Annotated in this window: 22 protein-coding genes; 15 read left to right on the forward strand and 7 right to left on the reverse strand. The window is 70.9% G+C overall.

What is annotated here, in order from left to right; genetic code table 11:
• Window positions 1-62: 62 nt before the first annotated feature.
• From LTL01_RS04450 to LTL01_RS04465, 4 genes are read right to left on the reverse strand one after another with little or no spacing between them, the layout of a single operon-like run.
• Window positions 63-989: an ABC transporter substrate-binding protein gene (locus LTL01_RS04450; RefSeq protein ID WP_236967567.1), complete on the reverse strand. Its 927-nt coding sequence runs from the start codon at window positions 987-989 to the stop codon at window positions 63-65.
• A 41-nt stretch (window positions 990-1,030) separates the two neighbouring features.
• A complete protein-coding gene (locus tag LTL01_RS04455) occupies window positions 1,031-1,753 on the reverse strand; it encodes an ABC transporter permease (RefSeq protein ID WP_236967568.1) in 723 nt (240 codons plus the stop codon).
• A complete protein-coding gene (locus LTL01_RS04460; RefSeq protein ID WP_236967569.1) occupies window positions 1,750-2,433 on the reverse strand; it encodes an ABC transporter permease in 684 nt (227 codons plus the stop codon). Before LTL01_RS04460 ends, LTL01_RS04455 begins: the two co-directional genes overlap by 4 nt.
• A complete protein-coding gene (locus LTL01_RS04465) occupies window positions 2,430-3,254 on the reverse strand; it encodes an ABC transporter ATP-binding protein (protein WP_236967570.1) in 825 nt (274 codons plus the stop codon). The genes LTL01_RS04460 and LTL01_RS04465 overlap by 4 nt, the downstream gene beginning before the upstream one ends.
• A 145-nt stretch (window positions 3,255-3,399) precedes the next feature.
• Here LTL01_RS04465 and LTL01_RS04470 point away from each other — a divergent pair, with 145 nt between their 5' ends.
• The 3 genes from LTL01_RS04470 to LTL01_RS04480 are packed head-to-tail and all read left to right on the forward strand — an operon-like array spanning window position 3,400 to window position 5,092.
• Complete coding sequence (locus LTL01_RS04470) at window positions 3,400-4,053, forward strand: NAD(P)H-binding protein (protein ID WP_236967571.1); 654 nt, start codon at window positions 3,400-3,402, stop codon at window positions 4,051-4,053.
• Window positions 4,050-4,565, forward strand: a complete 516-nt coding sequence (locus LTL01_RS04475) for a GNAT family N-acetyltransferase (protein WP_372461289.1) — start codon at window positions 4,050-4,052, stop codon at window positions 4,563-4,565. Before LTL01_RS04470 ends, LTL01_RS04475 begins: the two co-directional genes overlap by 4 nt.
• 14 nt (window positions 4,566-4,579) lie before the next feature.
• A complete protein-coding gene (locus LTL01_RS04480; RefSeq protein WP_236967572.1) occupies window positions 4,580-5,092 on the forward strand; it encodes a bifunctional nuclease family protein in 513 nt (170 codons plus the stop codon).
• 9 nt (window positions 5,093-5,101) lie between these two features.
• Here LTL01_RS04480 and LTL01_RS04485 read toward each other — a convergent pair whose 3' ends face one another.
• Window positions 5,102-5,605, reverse strand: coding sequence for a GNAT family N-acetyltransferase (locus tag LTL01_RS04485; RefSeq protein WP_236967573.1), 504 nt, complete (start codon window positions 5,603-5,605; stop codon window positions 5,102-5,104).
• Window positions 5,602-5,808 (reverse strand): ArsR/SmtB family transcription factor, encoded by a 207-nt coding sequence (locus tag LTL01_RS04490; RefSeq protein ID WP_372461290.1) that lies wholly within the window; start codon window positions 5,806-5,808, stop codon window positions 5,602-5,604. Before LTL01_RS04490 ends, LTL01_RS04485 begins: the two co-directional genes overlap by 4 nt.
• A 100-nt stretch (window positions 5,809-5,908) precedes the next feature.
• Between LTL01_RS04490 and LTL01_RS04495 the strand changes: the two genes are divergently transcribed.
• Window positions 5,909-7,150, forward strand: a complete 1,242-nt coding sequence (locus LTL01_RS04495; protein WP_308195168.1) for an NAD(P)/FAD-dependent oxidoreductase — start codon at window positions 5,909-5,911, stop codon at window positions 7,148-7,150.
• Window positions 7,151-7,183: 33 nt separating this feature from the next.
• On the opposite strand, the gene LTL01_RS04500 is transcribed toward LTL01_RS04495, so the two are convergent.
• Window positions 7,184-7,888: an aquaporin gene (locus LTL01_RS04500; protein ID WP_236967574.1), complete on the reverse strand. Its 705-nt coding sequence runs from the start codon at window positions 7,886-7,888 to the stop codon at window positions 7,184-7,186.
• A 66-nt stretch (window positions 7,889-7,954) separates the two neighbouring features.
• Here LTL01_RS04500 and LTL01_RS04505 point away from each other — a divergent pair, with 66 nt between their 5' ends.
• The 11 genes from LTL01_RS04505 to LTL01_RS04555 all read left to right on the forward strand — a co-directional run bounded on the left by LTL01_RS04505 (window position 7,955) and on the right by LTL01_RS04555 (window position 16,449).
• Window positions 7,955-8,875, forward strand: a complete 921-nt coding sequence (locus tag LTL01_RS04505; protein WP_236967575.1) for a metalloregulator ArsR/SmtB family transcription factor — start codon at window positions 7,955-7,957, stop codon at window positions 8,873-8,875.
• 36 nt (window positions 8,876-8,911) lie between these two features.
• Window positions 8,912-9,325 (forward strand): arsenate reductase ArsC, encoded by a 414-nt coding sequence (locus LTL01_RS04510; RefSeq protein WP_053547846.1) that lies wholly within the window; start codon window positions 8,912-8,914, stop codon window positions 9,323-9,325.
• Window positions 9,325-10,020 carry an arsenate reductase ArsC gene (locus LTL01_RS04515; RefSeq protein ID WP_236967576.1) on the forward strand — a complete coding sequence of 232 codons (696 nt, stop codon included), beginning with the start codon at window positions 9,325-9,327 and terminating at the stop codon, window positions 10,018-10,020. Before LTL01_RS04510 ends, LTL01_RS04515 begins: the two co-directional genes overlap by 1 nt.
• Window positions 10,021-10,029: 9 nt before the next feature.
• Entirely contained in the window at window positions 10,030-10,167 is a 138-nt protein-coding gene (locus LTL01_RS04520; protein ID WP_236967577.1) for a hypothetical protein, read from the forward strand.
• Between the two features lie 78 nt (window positions 10,168-10,245).
• Window positions 10,246-13,038 (forward strand): DUF4040 family protein, encoded by a 2,793-nt coding sequence (locus tag LTL01_RS04525; protein WP_236967578.1) that lies wholly within the window; start codon window positions 10,246-10,248, stop codon window positions 13,036-13,038.
• Window positions 13,035-13,430, forward strand: a complete 396-nt coding sequence (locus LTL01_RS04530; RefSeq protein WP_236967579.1) for a sodium:proton antiporter — start codon at window positions 13,035-13,037, stop codon at window positions 13,428-13,430. Before LTL01_RS04525 ends, LTL01_RS04530 begins: the two co-directional genes overlap by 4 nt.
• Window positions 13,427-14,974 carry a monovalent cation/H+ antiporter subunit D family protein gene (locus LTL01_RS04535; protein WP_236967580.1) on the forward strand — a complete coding sequence of 516 codons (1,548 nt, stop codon included), beginning with the start codon at window positions 13,427-13,429 and terminating at the stop codon, window positions 14,972-14,974. Before LTL01_RS04530 ends, LTL01_RS04535 begins: the two co-directional genes overlap by 4 nt.
• On the forward strand, window positions 14,971-15,345 hold the full coding sequence (locus LTL01_RS04540; RefSeq protein WP_236967581.1) for a Na+/H+ antiporter subunit E: 375 nt from the start codon (window positions 14,971-14,973) through the stop codon (window positions 15,343-15,345). The genes LTL01_RS04535 and LTL01_RS04540 overlap by 4 nt, the downstream gene beginning before the upstream one ends.
• The gene (locus LTL01_RS04545; RefSeq protein ID WP_053547851.1) at window positions 15,342-15,599 is read left to right on the forward strand and encodes an MrpF/PhaF family protein; all 258 of its coding nucleotides are present in this window, start codon (window positions 15,342-15,344) and stop codon (window positions 15,597-15,599) included. Before LTL01_RS04540 ends, LTL01_RS04545 begins: the two co-directional genes overlap by 4 nt.
• Window positions 15,596-15,955, forward strand: a complete 360-nt coding sequence (locus LTL01_RS04550) for a cation:proton antiporter (RefSeq protein WP_053547852.1) — start codon at window positions 15,596-15,598, stop codon at window positions 15,953-15,955. Before LTL01_RS04545 ends, LTL01_RS04550 begins: the two co-directional genes overlap by 4 nt.
• A complete protein-coding gene (locus LTL01_RS04555; RefSeq protein ID WP_053547853.1) occupies window positions 15,952-16,449 on the forward strand; it encodes a DUF6611 family protein in 498 nt (165 codons plus the stop codon). Before LTL01_RS04550 ends, LTL01_RS04555 begins: the two co-directional genes overlap by 4 nt.
• Window positions 16,450-16,487 lie beyond the last annotated feature (38 nt).

Raw genomic sequence — 16,487 nt, forward strand, 5'->3', positions numbered from 1 at the left:
AACGCCCCCGGTGCGCCGTGCGCGGGCCGGGGGCGTTCGGTTCGTTCAGACGAGGCCGGCCATCAGACGAGACCGTTCTCCGACAGCCACGCGGCGGCGATGTCGGGGGTCGACTCCTGGTCTTCGGTGCTCTGGACGTTCAGGGCGACGAGACCCTCGGGGGTCAGCGCGGCGCTGACCTCGTTGAGGATCTCGGCGGCGCCGTCGGGCAGTTCGCCGCTCACGACCGGGACGACGTTCGAGGCGAGGAACAGGCCCTCGGGGTCTTCGAGGACGACGAGGTCGCCGGTCTGGATGCGCGGGTCGGCGGTGTAGATGTTCGCGACCTGGATCGTGTTCGCCTCGAGCGCCTCGAAGGTGGTGTCGGCGGTGGGGGAGAACTCCACTGTCACGCCGTAGACCTCCTCCAGGCCCGCCGGGCCGTAGGGGCGCTCGGCGAGCTCCGGCGGTCCGCCCAGGGTGATCGGGCCCGCAGCGTCGGCGAGGTCGCCGATCTCGACGAGGCCGTTCTCCTCCGCGAACGCGGCGGTCACGGTGTAGGAGTCCTGGTCCGTCGCGGTCGACTGGTCCAGGACGCTCAGGCCCTCGGGCAGCGCGTCGGGGAGCGCGGCGTAGACCTCGTCCGCGGTGCGCGCCTCGGTCTCGGGGTCGAAGTACTGCAGGAGGTTGCCCGAGTACTCCGGGAACAGGGTGATCTCACCCGATTCGAGGGCCGGGATGTACGCGTCGCGCTGACCGGAGTTGAAGGCGTCGCGCGACACCTCGAATCCGCCGGCCTCGAGGGCCTGGGCGTAGATCTCGGCGATGATCTCGTTGGAGTAGTAGGCCTGCGATCCGATGACGATCGTCTCGCTGGTCTCGCCGCCCGCGGCGGGCGCCTCGGTCTCAGGGGCCAGCGGGTCGCTGGAGGCGCACCCGGCGGCCACGAGCGACACACCGGTCAGGAGCGCCGCCGCGAGGGCCAGGCGGGACTTCTTTGCTGTGAACATGTGATTTTCCTCTGTTGTGTGATGGTGCGGGAAGGGGACGGTCAGGCGGTCGCGGCGCGACGGGAGGAGCGCGCGGGACCGGAATGGTGGCGGGTGGCGGCACGGATGCCGGCGGGTGTGGCCACGCGCTGCCACAGCGCGAAGAGCCCGTCGAGCACGAGCGCGAGGGCGGCGACGAGGATCGCGCCGCCGAGCACGATGTCGAAGCGACGGAGCGGGATGCCGGCGATGATGTACTGCCCGAGCCCGCCGAGGTTGACGTACGCGGCGATGGTGACGGTCGCCACGACCTGCAGGGTCGCGGCGCGGAGGCCCGCAACGAGAAGCGGGAGGCCGAGCGGCACTTCCACCCGCCACAGCACCTGCCACGGGGTCATCCCCATCGCCCGGGCGGCGTCGATGACCTTCCGATCGATCGCCTCGAACCCGGCATAGGCCCCGGCGAGGATCGAGGGGATCGCGAGCAGGACGAAGGTGATGACGGCCGCCTCCGCGCTCCGCAGCACGCCGAGGAGGAGCACGAGGAGGATCAGCAGCCCGAAGGACGGGATGGCGCGAGCGGCACCCGAGATCGCCACGGCGACGTCGCGCCCCTTGCCGGTGTGGCCGATCGCCCACCCCGCCGGAACGGCGATCAGCGCGGCGATGAGCACGGAGAGCACGGTGAACCACAGGTGTTCGCCGAGGGCGACGGGGATCGGGGCGAGCCCGCGGCCGGGGTCGCCGGAGAAGATCCAGGCGAAGGCGTCGAGGATGAGGTTCACGCGACGCTCACCTCCAGCGGCACGGCGCCGCGTCGGGCCCGACGGCGCTGTGCGCGCGTCCACGGCATCGCGATGCGTCCGGCCGCGACGAGAACGAGGTCGATGATCACCGCGATGAGCACCACCGCGACGATGCCGGCGACGACCTCGGCGATGATGCGGCGCTGCAGGCCGTTGGTGAAGAGGTACCCGAGGTTGGTCACTCCGATCAGGGCCCCGACGGTGGCGAGGGCGATCGTACTCACCGCGGTCACCCGGAGGCCGGCCAGGATTACCGGGCCGGCGAGCGGGAAGTCGACAGCCCAGAAGCGGCGCGCGGTGCCGTACCCCATCGCGGTGGCGGAGAGACGGACAGCGGGGTCGACCGAGTCGAGGCCGTCGGTCACGGACCGTGTCATGAGGGCGATCGCGTACACCGCCAGCGCGATGATCAGGTTCACTTCGTTGAACGGGGGGAGCCCGATGAGGATCGGCATGATCATCAGGAGCGCGAGAGACGGGATCGTGTACAGGAGACCGGTGACGGTCAGGATGCCGCCCCGTGCGACCCGGAAGCGCCACGCCACCCACCCGAGCGGTATCGAGAGCAGGAACCCGAGGACGATCGCGATCACCGACTGACGGAGGTGCACCACCGTCAGCTCCCAGATGAGGTCGAGGTTGTTCAGGACCCAGGTCACGGAGCGTCTCCCACGATCGCCCCCTGCGTGCGTCCGGCGCTGTCGACCACCACCGTTCCGCGATCGGTCTTCTTGAGCGTCAGGGCGCGCGATCCTCGGTCGACGCCGATGAAGCTCGCGACGAAGTCGGTGGCCGGGTTTTCGACGATCTCGCTCGGGGAGCCGACCTGGGCGATCTTCGCTCCCTTCTCGAGGATCACGACCTGATCGCCGAGGAGGAACGCCTCGTCGATGTCGTGGGTGACGAAGACCACGGTCTTGCCGAGTTCGCTCTGCAGGCGGATGAGCTCCTGCTGCAGGTCGGTCCGCACGATCGGGTCGACCGCGCCGAACGGCTCGTCCATCAGGAGGATGTTCGGGTCGGCGGCGAGTCCGCGCGCCACTCCGACGCGCTGCTGCTGCCCGCCGGAGAGCTGGCTCGGATACCGGTCGGCGAGCGCGCGGTCGAGGCCCACGGTGTCCATGAGGTCGAGGGCGCGCTCGCGCGCCTTCTTCCGCGGCGTCCCCTCGAGCACCGGGACGGTGGAGATGTTCTCCACGACGGTGAAGTGCGGCATGAGCCCGGAGTTCTGCATCACGTATCCGATGCTGCGACGCAGCCGCACGGCATCCTTGTCGAGCACGCTCTCGCCGTCGATGGCGATGTCACCGTCGGAGGGGTCGACCATGCGGTTGATCATGCGCAGCAGCGTGGTCTTGCCGCACCCCGACGAACCGACGAAGACCGTGGTCTTGTGGGCGGGGATCACGAGGTCGAACGCGTCGACCGCGACGGTGCCATCGGGGAATCTCTTCGTGACGGAGCGGAACTCGATCGACATACGGGCCCTTTCCGGAGCGTGGAGAAAGCAAACCACACTGCACCGACACCCCGCCCCCCTTGACACAACATGGCGTCATACGCCAGGCCTGGGTCGCGCGGATGCGCCGCGGCTAGGCTCTGATCACCCTCGGAAGGAGCCCCCAATGTCTCGCGTCCTGCTCATCGGCGGCCACGGAAAGATCGCCCTGCTGCTCGAACCTCTCCTCGTCGACCGCGGTGACACCGTCACCGCCGTCATCCGCAATCCCGATCACGACGCGGAAGTCGCCGCGACCGGTGCCGCTCCGCTCGTCGCCGACGTGCAGTCGTTCGACGTCGACCAGCTGACCAACCTGGTGAGCGGCAACGACGCGGTCGTGTGGGCCGCCGGCGCCGGTGGCGGTGACCCCGAGCGCACCCGCGCGGTGGACCGCGATGCCGCGATCCGCTCGATCGACGCGGCGGTCGCCGCCGGGGTCCGCCGCTACGTGATGGTGTCGTACTTCGGTGCGGGCCCCGACCACGGCGTCCCCGAGGACAACGACTTCTATGCCTACGCCGAGGCCAAGGCCGCCGCCGACACCCACCTGCGCGAGAGCGGGCTGGACTACACGATCGTCGCGCCGAGCTCCCTCACACTCGACGAGCCGACCGGGCGCATCGACGTCCGCGCGGAGGAGTCCGGTTCCGTCGCACGTGCCGACGTCGCCGCGGTGATCGCCGCCGTGCTCGCGGACGACCGGACGATCGGCCGCACCATCTCGTTCAACACGGGCGGCCAGCCGATCGCGGACGCGGTCGCCGACGCCGCGTCGTGACCGGGCGGATCCTCGCGGACGGCGCGATCCTCCGTGCCGCCGCGTCCGATGACGCGCCCGGCATCCTGTCGTGCATCCAGGCGCTCGCCGTCTACGAACGCGAGCCGGATGCCGTCGAGAACACCGTCGAGGCGCTCACCGAGACGCTCTTCGGCGCCGAGCCGCGCGCGTTCGCGCACGTGGTGGAGCGCGACGGGGAGGTGAAGGCCATCGCCGTGTGGTTCCTCACCTACTCGACCTGGACGGGCCGTCACGGCATCTGGCTCGAGGACCTCTTCGTCCACGAATCGGAGCGCGGTCGCGGATACGGGAAGAGCCTCCTGTCGGCCCTCGCGGGCATCTGTGCCGAGCGCGGTTATCCGCGACTGGAATGGACGGTGCTGGACTGGAATACTCCGGCCGTGGAGTTCTATCGCGCGATCGGCGCCGAACCGATGAGCGAGTGGACGACGCAGCGGATGACGGGGGACCGGCTCGCCGCCCTCGCGGCGCTGAACGGACCCCGAGACTGAGAGGAAGCGATCGCATGGTGCAGGTCCGCGTGGCGGGGGTGGCCCTCGACGCCGCCCAGCAGCACGTCATCCTTTTGAAGCCCCTCGAGGACCTCCCTGGGGAGGGGCGCCTCCTGCCCATCTGGATCGGCGTACAGGAGGCGACGTCGATTCTCGTCGCCGTCGAGGGTGCTCCCGTGCCGAGGCCGCTCGCGCACGATCTCATGCGCGAGATCCTCGACACCCTCGGTGCGACCGTCGACCGCGTCGAGGTGACGCGTATCGATGAGGGCACGTACTACGCCGACGTCGTGCTGGACACCCCCGTCGGTTCTCGCGTGGTCGATGCCCGGCCGTCGGATGCCGTGGCGCTGGCTTCGCGGACCGGAGCGTCGATCTTCGTCGCCGACGAGGTGCTGGCCGAGGCGGGCGTGATCGACACCGTCACCGGGGAGGACGAGGACGGCGTCCCGGTGGATGCGGAGGAGAGCGTGGACGAGTTCAAGCGCTTCCTGGAGGATGTCGATCCCGACGATTTCCGCGGCTGAGCGCAGAGATCAGTCGCGGCGGCGGCGCTCGATGAGGATCGTGTCGCGCCACTGCCCGGCCCAGGGGCCGAAGCTCATCAGGGCGATGCGTTCACGCCTGCCGACCTCGCGGAAGCCCGCACGGCGGTGCAGGGAGAGGCTGGCGGGGTTCTCCGGGAAGACACTCGCCTGGACCGTCCAGATCCCGGCGCGGTCGGCCGCATCGAGGAACGCGGCGAGGAGATCGGACCCGACCCCTCGTCCCCGGGCCGACGTCGCCACGTACACGGAGTGCTCCAGGACGCCGCGGTACACGTCGCGGGACGAGACCGGGGAGGCTGCCACCCATCCGAGGACGACGTCCTCTCGGACGGCGACGAGCCGTGCGATTGACGCCCGGGTCGCGTCGAAGGCCTCCCATGTCGGGGGATCCGGATCGAAAGTCGCGTTCCCCGCCCGGATCCCCTCACGGTAGATCTCCTCGACCGCCGGCCAGTCGGCCTCGACGAGGGGGCGGATCCGCACCCCGCTCACGCGCGGAGGAAGCCGGCGGCGCGGGCGAGGGCGGCCGGCTCCACGCGGTAGTAGGCCCAGCGGCCGCGCTGTTCGCGAGAGGCGAGCCCGGCTTCGACGAGGAGACGCATGTGGTGCGACACGGTCGGCTGCGCGAGCCCCACGGGGGCGGTGAGGTCGCAGATGCACGCCTCGCCTCCCTCGGAGGAAGCGATCAGCGACATCAATCGGACGCGGGTGGGGTCGCCGAGCGCCTTGAAGATACGGGCGATTGGCTCCGCGTCGGCGGGCGACAGGGCGATTGCGTCCGCCGGTGTCGCGCACGTGGTCGAAGCCGGTGCGGGCCCGGCATCCGCCGTCGCCGAGTGGGATCACGTGCGACTCTTCTCCGAATGGCCGGAGGTCATCGACGCCGCTGCGGCGCGGTTGCTGAGGTCCCGGGGCTGGACTGCCCCGACGTCCGGCTACCCCACGGGTGCGCAGTGGATCTCGGGGTACCTCGTCCCGCTCGCGGACGCGGTGGGTGACCGTGTCCGCTACGACGCGCGCGTCACCGGGGTGTCCCGTGTCGGCCGCGACCGCCTCGTCGACGCGGGGCGCGGGGACCAGCCCTTCGTCGTCCACGTGCAGTCCGCGGACGGCGCGGAGGAGCGCCTCCTCGGCCGGGCTGTCGTGGACGCATCGGGCACGTGGGGATCGCCGAACCCCGCCGGGGCCGACGGGCTGCCGGCGATCGGCGAACGGGCGGCGACCGACCTGCTGTCCTATCGGATCCCCGACTTCCGGGACCGCGCGGGTTTCGAGGGCCGGCACACCGTCGTCATCGGGTCCGGCCACTCCGCGATCACCGCCGTCCTCGCCCTGGCCCGGATGGCCCGACGGGACCCGGAGACGCGTGTGACGTGGGCGCTGCGGCGCGCTGACGCCGGCGGCGCTTACGGTGGCGGTGCGGGCGACGAGCTCCCCGCCCGCGGCGCGCTCGGTCGGCGTGCGCGCGAGGCCGTCGACGCGGGCCTGGTCGAGCTCGTCATCGCGTTCCGCGTCGAACGCGTCGAACGCGACGAGGCCCGGGTCTCGCTGGTCGCCGAAGACGGTCGCAGGCTGATGGCCGATCGCGCCGTCGTCCTCACCGGATTCCGCCCCGACCTGTCGTTCCTCAGTGAGGTGCGCCTGGACCTCGATCCGACGCTGCAGGCGCCCCGCCGCATCGCGGCGGAGATCGATCCGAACGCCCACTCCTGCGGATCGGTGGCGGCCACCGGTGCGGTCGACCTCGCTCAGCCGGAGCCGGGGTTCTACCTCGTCGGGGCGAAGTCGTACGGTCGCGCACCGACGTTTTTGGCCCTCACCGGCTACGAGCAGGTCCGCAGTGTCGTGGCCGAACTCGCCGGCGACCGGGAGGCGGCGCGGCGCGTGGAGCTCGTTCTCCCCGACACCGGGGTGTGCGGCGGTGCGGGACTCTTCGACGCCCCGGCCGCGACGTCCGACGGGGGTGGATGCTGCGCGGTGCCGTCCGTGCCGGCCTCCGGAGTGTTGCAGATCGGTCGCGCCCCCGCGCAGGTGTGAGGGACGGAGGACGCCGTCGACGTCCCGCCCGGATCAGGACCGGGCGTCGGCGGTGGTGACCACCGCGGGATCCGGCGCGGCGACCGGGAAGAGGAGGCGCACGACGAGCAGTCCGACCGCGGCGCCGACCAGCTGCGCGCCGATGAACGCCGGGGCGGATGCCGGGGCGATCCCCGCGAAGGTGTCGCTGAACATGCGTCCGATCGTGATGGCGGGGTTGGCGAAGCTCGTCGACGACGTGAAGAAGTACGCGCCGCCGATGTAGGCGCCGACCGCCGGTGCCGCCCACGCGGAGCGCCCGGTGCGGACGAGCGCGAAGATGACGGTGATGAGCCCGGCGGTGGCGACGACCTCCGAGAGCAGGAGGTTGACCGCTGACCGGTCGGTCGTGCTCCAGGCGATCGCCGGAGCGTCGAACATGAGGTTCGCGAGCACCGCGCCGGTGATGCAGCCGGCGATCTGGGCGGGAAGATAGCTCGCCGCCGTCGCCCACGAGCGGCGATGGAGGAGGATGTCGACGACGGTGACGACCGGGTTGAAGTGCGCCCCCGAGACGGGCGCGAAGACGAGGATGAGGACTGTCAGGCCGAAGGCCGTCGCAAGGGCGTTCTCCAGCAGTTGCAGGCCGGTGTCGCCGGGCGAGAGGCTCTGCGCGGCGATTCCGGAGCCGATGACGACGACGGCGAGTCCGGCGCTGCCGAGGAACTCGCCGGCCAGGGCGCGCGTGGAGGGGTTCATGCGAGGGGACCGTTCGGGCACGCATAGACCATAGTCGATGTTTCCGGCGCGGATAGACTGCCGTCTATGGATTCCGTCGAGCAGATGCGCGTTCTCGGCGACCCGACGCGCGTGCGCATCCTCGCCCTGATCCGAACCGCGCCCGACGGGCGTGCGCTCGTCGGCGATCTCGCCCGCGCGCTCGACCTCCGGCAGCCGACCGTGAGTCACCACATGAAGGCGCTCGCCCACGCCGGCATCGTCCATCGCGACCCCGATGGCCGCCGCGTCTGGTACTCCATCGCCCCCGACGTCGCCGAGCGCGTGGAAGCGGTCCTGGGTGCCGGCGATGCGGTCGACGGCCCCGCGCCGGACCTCGATCGCATCGCGTCCGACCTCGACATCCGGTTCCGCGGGGTGTTCGCCCGCGAGACGGTCCGCGCCGTCGTCGGTGAGAGCTACGACCTCCTCGCAGCCGCGGGGCCGCGCCCCCTGCTCACGAGCAGATCGGCCTCCTTCGCGGCATCTCGACTGGAAGCGCTCGCGCGCGCCGGTGACGCGGAGGCGCGAGTGTCGGATGCCGTCCCCACCGTGCTGTTCGTCTGCGTCCAGAACGCCGGACGCTCGCAGATGGCCGGGGCGATCCTCCGGCGTCTCGCGGGGGATGCCGTTCGCGTCCGGACCGCCGGCTCTCGTCCCGCCGCCGAGGTCCGTTCGGCGATCGCGGCATCGTTGGACGAGATCGGGGCGGCTCTCGACGGCGAGTTCCCCAAGCCCCTCACCGACGACGCGGTGCGCGCCGCGGACGTTGTGGTCACGATGGGCTGCGGCGACGCATGCCCCGTCTACCCGGGTCGCCGGTACCTGGATTGGGATCTCGAAGATCCCGTCGGAGCGTCGCCCGAGCGGATCCGCGCGATCCGCGATGACATCGAACGACGGGTGCGCGCGCTCTTGGGTGAACTCCTCTCGGATCGTTCGCTCGCCGTTCACCCAATCGATAGATGAAGGTCTATGCTTTCCCGTGAGAGAAAGCGAGACCCCATGACCGCCACCCCCACCGTCCTGTTCGTCTGCGTCCACAACGCCGGCCGCTCGCAGATGGCCGCCGGCTACCTGCGCGAGCTCGGCCGGGGTGAGATCGAGGTTCTTTCCGCGGGCTCCGCGCCGAAGGATTCGATCAATCCCGTCGCCGTCGAGGCGATGGCCGAAGAGGGCATCGACATCGCGGCGAACACGCCCAAGGTGCTCACGGTCGAGGCCGTCAAGGAGTCCGACGTCGTGATCACGATGGGCTGCGGCGACGCGTGCCCGATCTTCCCCGGTAAGCGCTACGAGGACTGGGAGCTCGACGATCCGGCCGGTCAGGGCATCGAGGCCGTCCGCCCGATCCGTGACGACATCCGTCGCCGCGTCGAGGCCCTCGTCGCCGATCTCCTCCCCGCACGGACCGCCTGATGAGCACTGGGCGCGGGCAGGCGCCTCTCCTGTCGCCGGATGCCGTCCTCCACCGCGCGGCCGAGCGCCTGGCCCTCCAGTTCACCGGCATGGTGAGCGAGGAGACCGTCGAGCGCGTGGTCTACGAGTCCTACACCGCGCTCGGGCGCACGGCGCGGGTCTCGACCCACCTCGCCTCCCTCGCGGAGAAGTTCGCAAGGGACCGGCTCACCGCTCTCGCCCAGTCCCGCGGGTTGATCGTCAAGACGGTTCCCGAGGTGCTGTACGTCTGCGTGCAGAACTCGGGCCGCTCGCAGATGGCCGCAGCCCTCACGCGCCACCTCGCGGGCGACCGGGTCCACGTCCGCTCCGCAGGTTCGCAGCCCGGTGAGGGGATCCTCCCGACCGTCGTCGAGGCGCTCGCCGAGATCGGAATCGACGTGTCGGAGGAGTTCCCGAAGCCCCTCACCGACGACGTGGTCCGCGCCGCGGACGCGGTCATCACGATGGGCTGCGGAGACGCCTGCCCGATCTACCCGGGCAAGCGCTACCTCGACTGGGAGCTGACCGATCCCGCCGACCTGTCGCTCGCCGACGTGCGGGTGATCCGCGACGACATCCGCGCGCGGATCGCGGACCTCCTCGACGAGCTGGGCGCGACCGGGGGGCTCGCGGCGGGCGTCTTACCGGAGCCGATCTCCGACCGGCTCCGGTAAGATGGCGCGGTGCGATTCCTGCGTGAGATGACGACCCCGGCCCCCGCGCCGGCGTTCTCCGTCCCGCTGCACACCGGCACCAACGGCTACATCTCCCGCTGGGGCGCGAACCTGTCCGGCAGCGCGCCGGCATCCGTTCTCCGGTAAGCGCCGGCTGGGGTCATCGCACGCGTGGCGAGATGACCGCGGACCGACCGGCGAAGCTGCAACGGATGAGGTACGCGGATGCTGTGGGCATCTCTGATTCTTGTCGGCGCCACGTGCGCCGTCGCCGCGCCGGTTGCGCGCGCCGCGGGCCGGGCCGCCGGATGGTGGCTCGCGCTTCCCCTGGTCGTGGCCGCCGGAATGCTGGCGACGCTCGGCTCCGGGACGGTGTGGGTGCCGTGGATGCCGACCCTCGGGGTGGGCTTCGGTCTCCGCCTCGACGGGCTCTCGCTGCTGTTCTCGCTGATCGTCCTGGTGATCGGTGCGCTGGTGCTGATCTACTCGGCGCGGTACCTGCCGAGGGGCCCGAACGCGTCCTTCTTCGTGTTGATGACCGGCTTCGCCGCGGCGATGCTGCTCCTCGTCCTCGCCGACGACCTCGTGCTGATGTTCGTGGCCTGGGAGGCGACGACCCTCTGCTCGTTCTTCCTCATCGCGCGGTCCGGCAAGGATGCGCGTGAGCCGGCGATCCGCACCCTCCTCGTCACCGCCGCGGGCGGCCTGAGCCTCCTCGCCGCGGTCGTGGTCATGTGGGTGGGAACCGGGACGACCCGCATCACCGACGTCCTCGTCTCCGACGCCTGGGCCCAGCCCGGATTCGCGATCCCGGTGGCGCTGCTCCTCGCCGGAGCGGTGTTCACCAAGTCGGCCCAGTTCCCGTTCCAGGCGTGGCTCCCCGACTCGATGGTCGCCATCACCCCGGTCTCGGCGTACCTTCACGCCGCCGCGATGGTCAAGGCCGGCATCTACCTGGCCCTGCTGTTCTCCCCGGCCCTCGCCGGTGAGCTCGTCTGGTCGAGCCTGCTCATCACCTCCGGTCTCATCACGGCCGTCTTCGGCGCCGTCACCGCCCTCCGCCAGACCGACCTGAAGGCGCTCCTGGCCTACTCCACGATCAGCCAGCTCGGGCTCCTCGTCGCCATGATCGGCGTCGGCACCCCCGAGGCCCTCACCGCCGCCGTCGTCCACACCGTCGCCCATGCCCTGTTCAAGGCGGCGCTGTTCATGCTCATCGGGGTCATCGACCACGAGGCCGGCACCCGCGACATCCGTGAGCTCGCGAACCTCCGGATCCGGATGCCGATCACCATCGGCGCGCTCGCGCTGGCCGCGGCGTCCATGGCCGGCATCCCGCCGCTGCTCGGGTTCGTCAGCAAGGAGTCGATGTTCGCGGCGTTCGTGGAAGCACCCGGGCCGGTGTGGTTCCCGGTGGTGCTCACGGTCGTCGGAGCCCTCACCGCGGTGTTCACGTTCGCCTACTCGGGACGCATCGTCGTCGGCGCCCTCGGCGGGCGGAACGCGACTCGGAGCATCCCGGAGGCACCGGCGCTCTTCTGGGGCGCTCCCGGACTCCTCGCCGCCGCCGGTCTCGTCCTGGGAGTCCTGCCCTTCCTGCTCGACGACCTCGTCGCGGGTGCAGCGACGTCCGCGGTCGGCTCTCCGGTGGACGCGTATCTCGAGCTCTGGCACGGGTTCAACCTCCCGCTCGCGGTATCGGCCGTCGTCATCGCCCTGGGGACGGCGATGGTCGTCGGTCGTGCGCGCGTGGAGCGGGTGACCGCGGTCCTTCGCTCGCCCGTCTCGGGGCTGGCGGTCGTCGACGCCACGCGCGCCGGCATCATCCGCTTCGGCGGGATGGTGGGACGCACGACCGGCACGACCAAGCCCGCACTGCACCTCGGCATCCCCGTCGCCGTCCTCATCGTCATCGCCGCCGTCGGCGTCTTCACGGTCCCGCGGCTGCCCGCGGTGGTCGGCGACCCGACCGAGCCGATCGACTGGCTGCTGCTCGCCCTCGTCGCGGCAGGGACGATCGCCGCGGTCCGCGCCCGCACGCGGATCGCCGCGGTCGTGGTGACCGGTGTGGTGGGAACGAGCATGACGGTGTGGTTCTTCGTCCTCGGGGCTGCCGACGTCGCGATGACCCAGCTCCTCGTCGAGATCCTCACCGTCTGCGTCATGGTGCTGCTGCTGCGCCGACTCCCGCGGGAATTCGCGCCGTCGCGGGCGAAGCGCCGCCGTATCCTGCCCGCGGCCCTCGCCCTCGGCGCAGGAGCCGCCACGACCCTGGGCGTCTGGGCGCTCACCGGGCGTCGCGAGATGTCGCCGGCGGCGGAGTTCTACCTCAGCGAGGGCGAGACCCTCACCGGCGGGGCGAACATCGTCAACACGATCCTGGTGGACTTCCGTGCGTTCGACACGCTCGGCGAACTCACCGTCCTCGGTGTCGCGGGGATCGCGATCTCGGCGCTGCTGTATTCGCGGCGCCCGACGCCGGTGCGGTCGGCCCGACTCCTCCGCGGCACCCCGCTGTCGGATGCCGCCCACAACAGCGTCTTCGTCCGCACCGTCGCACGCATCCTGGTGCCCGCGATCGTCATCCTCTCGGTGGTCCTCCTCGTTCGCGGACACCAGGAGCCGGGGGGCGGGTTCATCGCCGCCCTCATCGGCGGTGCCGGCTTCGCGCTGCTCTACCTCGCCGCCCCGAGCGAGTCCGCCGCGCGCATCCGCTGGCCCTTCCTCGCCCTCATCGGAGCCGGCATCGTGGTCGGCACCGGAACCGGTCTCCTCGGGTACTTCGACGGCTCGTTCCTCCGGCCGCTCAGCATCGACATCCTCGGGACCAAGCTGACCACCGCGCTCGTCTTCGACGTGGGTGTCTACTTCGCCGTCGTCGGCGTCGTGCTGACCGCTCTGAACCTCCTCGGCCGGCAGCACCACACCGAACGGGAGGAGGGCGGATCCGAGCCGGATCCGAAACCCGACCGGAATCCGAAATCCGACCGCGCCTCGAGAAAGGTGGCCTCGCGATGACCGTCGCCCTCACCGCCGGCATCCTCGTCGCCGGCGCCGTCTACCTCTTCCTGCAGCGCGAGATGCTGCGGGTGATCCTCGGCTTCATCCTGCTCGGCAACGCCGCGAACCTCGTCCTCCTCGCCGCGGGCGGCACGGCGCGTCGCGGCGAGCCCTTCGGCACCCCGGCGGACCCGAGCACGATCGCCGATCCGCTCCCGCAGGCGTTCGTGCTGACCGCGATCGTCATCGCGTTCTCCATCACGATCTTCATGCTCGTCCTCGCCGTCACCGGCGACAACGACGATGACACCTCCGACGGCACCGAGCCGGAGGACGACGACGAGACTGTGGAGGACGACGGCGTGCACCCGGACGAGGTCGTCGCCGCCGAGAGGGGGATCACCTCGTGAGCGCCGCCCTTCTTCCGCTTTTCGCCGGCCTGCCGATGATCATCGCCGGCGTCCTCGCCTTCACCCCGACCCGTCGTCACATCCACGTCATCGTGATGATGGTGACGATCGCCGCCTCGACGGCGGGCGGCATCCTGCTGATCCTGGACTTCCTCGACGGCGGTGCGATCGCGCACGGCGTCGGAGGATGGGTCGCGGGAATCGCGATCCCCTTCGCTGCGGACATGTTCACGGCCCTCATGCTCACCGTCACCGGCATCCTGTCTCTGACGTGCGCGTGGTTCGCCGTGGCATCGGGTCGCGCGCAGTCGCGCTTCTTCGCGCCGATGCTGCTGGTGCTCCTCGCGGGCGTCAACGGTGCGCTGCTGACGGCGGACCTGTTCAACCTCTTCGTCTTCATCGAGGTCATGCTCCTGCCCTCGTACGGGTTGTTCCTCCTCGCCGCCCCCGACCGCGCGCCGATCCGCCGGATCGCCGGCGCGCGCCTGTACGTGACGATCAACCTGCTCACCTCCACCGTGTTCCTCATCGGCGTCGGGTTCCTCTACGGCACCGCCGGCACCGTGAACATCGCGGAGCTGTCGGGCATGGCCGCCGCCGACGAGACCGTCGCCATCGCCACGGCCGTGTGTCTGTTCGCGCTCGGGATCAAGGCCGCCGTGGTGCCGGTGCATGGCTGGCTCGCCCGCGCGTACCCGACGACCTCGCCGGCGATCACCGCCCTCTTCTCCGGGCTCCACACGAAGGTCGCGATCTTCGCGATCTACCGCGTGTACGCCGTCGTCTTCGACGGCGACCCGCGCTTCCTCTGGATCGGGATCGCGGTGTTCGCGGTGACCATGGTCGTCGGCGTGCTCGGGGCGGTGGGGGAGAACACCAGCAGGTCGATCCTGGCGTTCCACATGGTGAGCCAGATCGGCTACATCCTCCTCGGAGTCGCCCTGTTCACCCCGCTCGGTCTCGTCGCGGGCATCTTCTATCTCCTCCATCACATGATCGTGAAGGCGTCGCTGTTCCTCTCGACCGGCGCCGTGGAGGTCCGCTACGGCACCGACAAGCTCGGCGCCTTCCGCGGAGTGGCCAAGACCGAACCGCTCATCGCCGCCGCGTTCTTCGTCGCCGCGCTGTCGCTCGCGGGGCTTCCGCCCTTCTCGGGGTTCGTCGCGAAGCTCTCGCTCATCGTCGCGGCGCAGGATGCCGGAGAGATCGTGGCGGTCGTCGTGATGATCCTCGTGAGCCTGGTGACCCTGCTGTCCATGCTGAAGATCTGGTCCGGGATGTTCTGGGGCTCCCGCGCGAGGGAAGCCGACGCCTCGATCGACGCGGCACCGGCGGGGGCGGCATCCGCGACCGCTGGCGCAACCGGCACGCTGACGCGCACCCGGCCCCGCATCGGCGCGTCGCTCGCGGCTCCAGCGATCGTGCTCGCCGTGATCACCCTGGGGCTCGGGCTCGGAGCCGAACTGCTCCTCGGGCTCGCGCAGATCGCCGCGGACGGCCTGCTCGACACCTCCGCCTACGTCGAGGCGGTGCTCGGATCATGACGCAGCTCACCACCTGGCTCACATGGCCCTTCCGCCTGCTCGGATTCATGGCGTGGTTCGCCAAGGAGGTCGTCGTCTCGAACATCGCCGTGCTCCGCGACAACCTGACACCGGGGCAGGACTCCACGCCCGGCATCGCGCGGGTTCCCACACGATGCGAGACGGATGTCGAACTCACCGCACTGGCGGCGCTCGTGACCCTCACACCCGGCACCCTCACCCTCGGCACGACGGTCGAGCCCCGCACGCACGCGCGCGTGCTGTTCGTGCACGGGATGTACTCCGACGGGCCGGACGCGCTCCGCACCGAGGTCGGTCGGATCGAGGACCAGCTGCTCCGCGCCCTGCGCCGAAAGGGGGACGCCCGATGATCGGCCTCGACATCGCCATCGGCATCCTGGCCCTGTCCATGCTCGTGACGACGTATCGCATGCTGACCGGACCCGACGACGCCGACCGCGTCGTCGCCGCCGACCTGCTGCTCTTCGGCGCGGTTGGACTGATCGCGGTCATCGGCGTGCGGGTGGCCGCCACGTATGCATTCGACATCGTGCTCGTGGCGACGGTGGTCGGCTTCCTCGCCGCCCTGTCGCTCGCCCGGGCGCTGACGAGGGGGAAGCGATGAGCGAGATCCTCGCCGTTCTCGGCAATGTCTTTGTCGTCCTCGGGGCGCTGGTCTTCGCCACCGCCGCCCTCGGGGTGATCCGCTTCCCGGACGCCTTCACCCGGGTGTCCGCGGTCGGCACCGCCGGTGGGCTCGGCATCGCGCTCGTGGTGGGCGGGGCCTTCCTCGTGCAGCCGACGGTGCCCGACCTCGTCAAGGTCGTCCTCGCGATCGTCATGCAGCTCACCACGTCCGCGGTGGGGAGCATCGCCATCGCGCGGGCGGCGTACCTCTCGCGTTCGCCGCGCCGGCGGCTCGGGTACGACGAGCTCACGCCGGACGAGGACGCGACCGACGGGAGCGGCGAGCGGACATGATCGCGGTGCGGGAGGCCGCGCGACAGGCCCGTGCACTTCTGGTGGGACGACACCGCTGGGGCTACGCCACCTCGCGCTTCTCCCGCTACGGCACGCACACGGTGGAGGTGCACATCTACCCGCCGGGGACGCCGCCGCTCGTGCGGGGGTTCCTGCACGTGGCCCGGCATTGGATTCCGTTCGGGCTGGTGGCGGCGGCACTGACGGGCCTCGTCACGGCATCCGTGGTGCCGATGTCCTGGCCCGCGGTGTTCGCGATCAAGATCGTCGCCGTCGTGGTGGCCGCCGTGACGCTGCAGGCGATCACCGCCGACGTGCGGGCGCGGACCAAGACGCTGTCGGGCACGCGTCGGCCGCGCGACGTCGACCCCGATCCGCGATACACCGCCACCCTGGAGTGCTGGGTGCGCCTGCGCGAGGGGGAGGAGCGGCTCGACATCGGCGCGATCTCACCACGTCAGTTCGCCGCCCGCTGGGCCGCCGAGTACGCCTGACTCCGCCGCGCTTCGACCCCGCGCCCCGGGCCGTGCCT

Source organism: Microbacterium aurantiacum, assembly GCF_021654035.1.
In the GTDB taxonomy this organism is placed as follows: domain Bacteria; phylum Actinomycetota; class Actinomycetes; order Actinomycetales; family Microbacteriaceae; genus Microbacterium; species Microbacterium aurantiacum.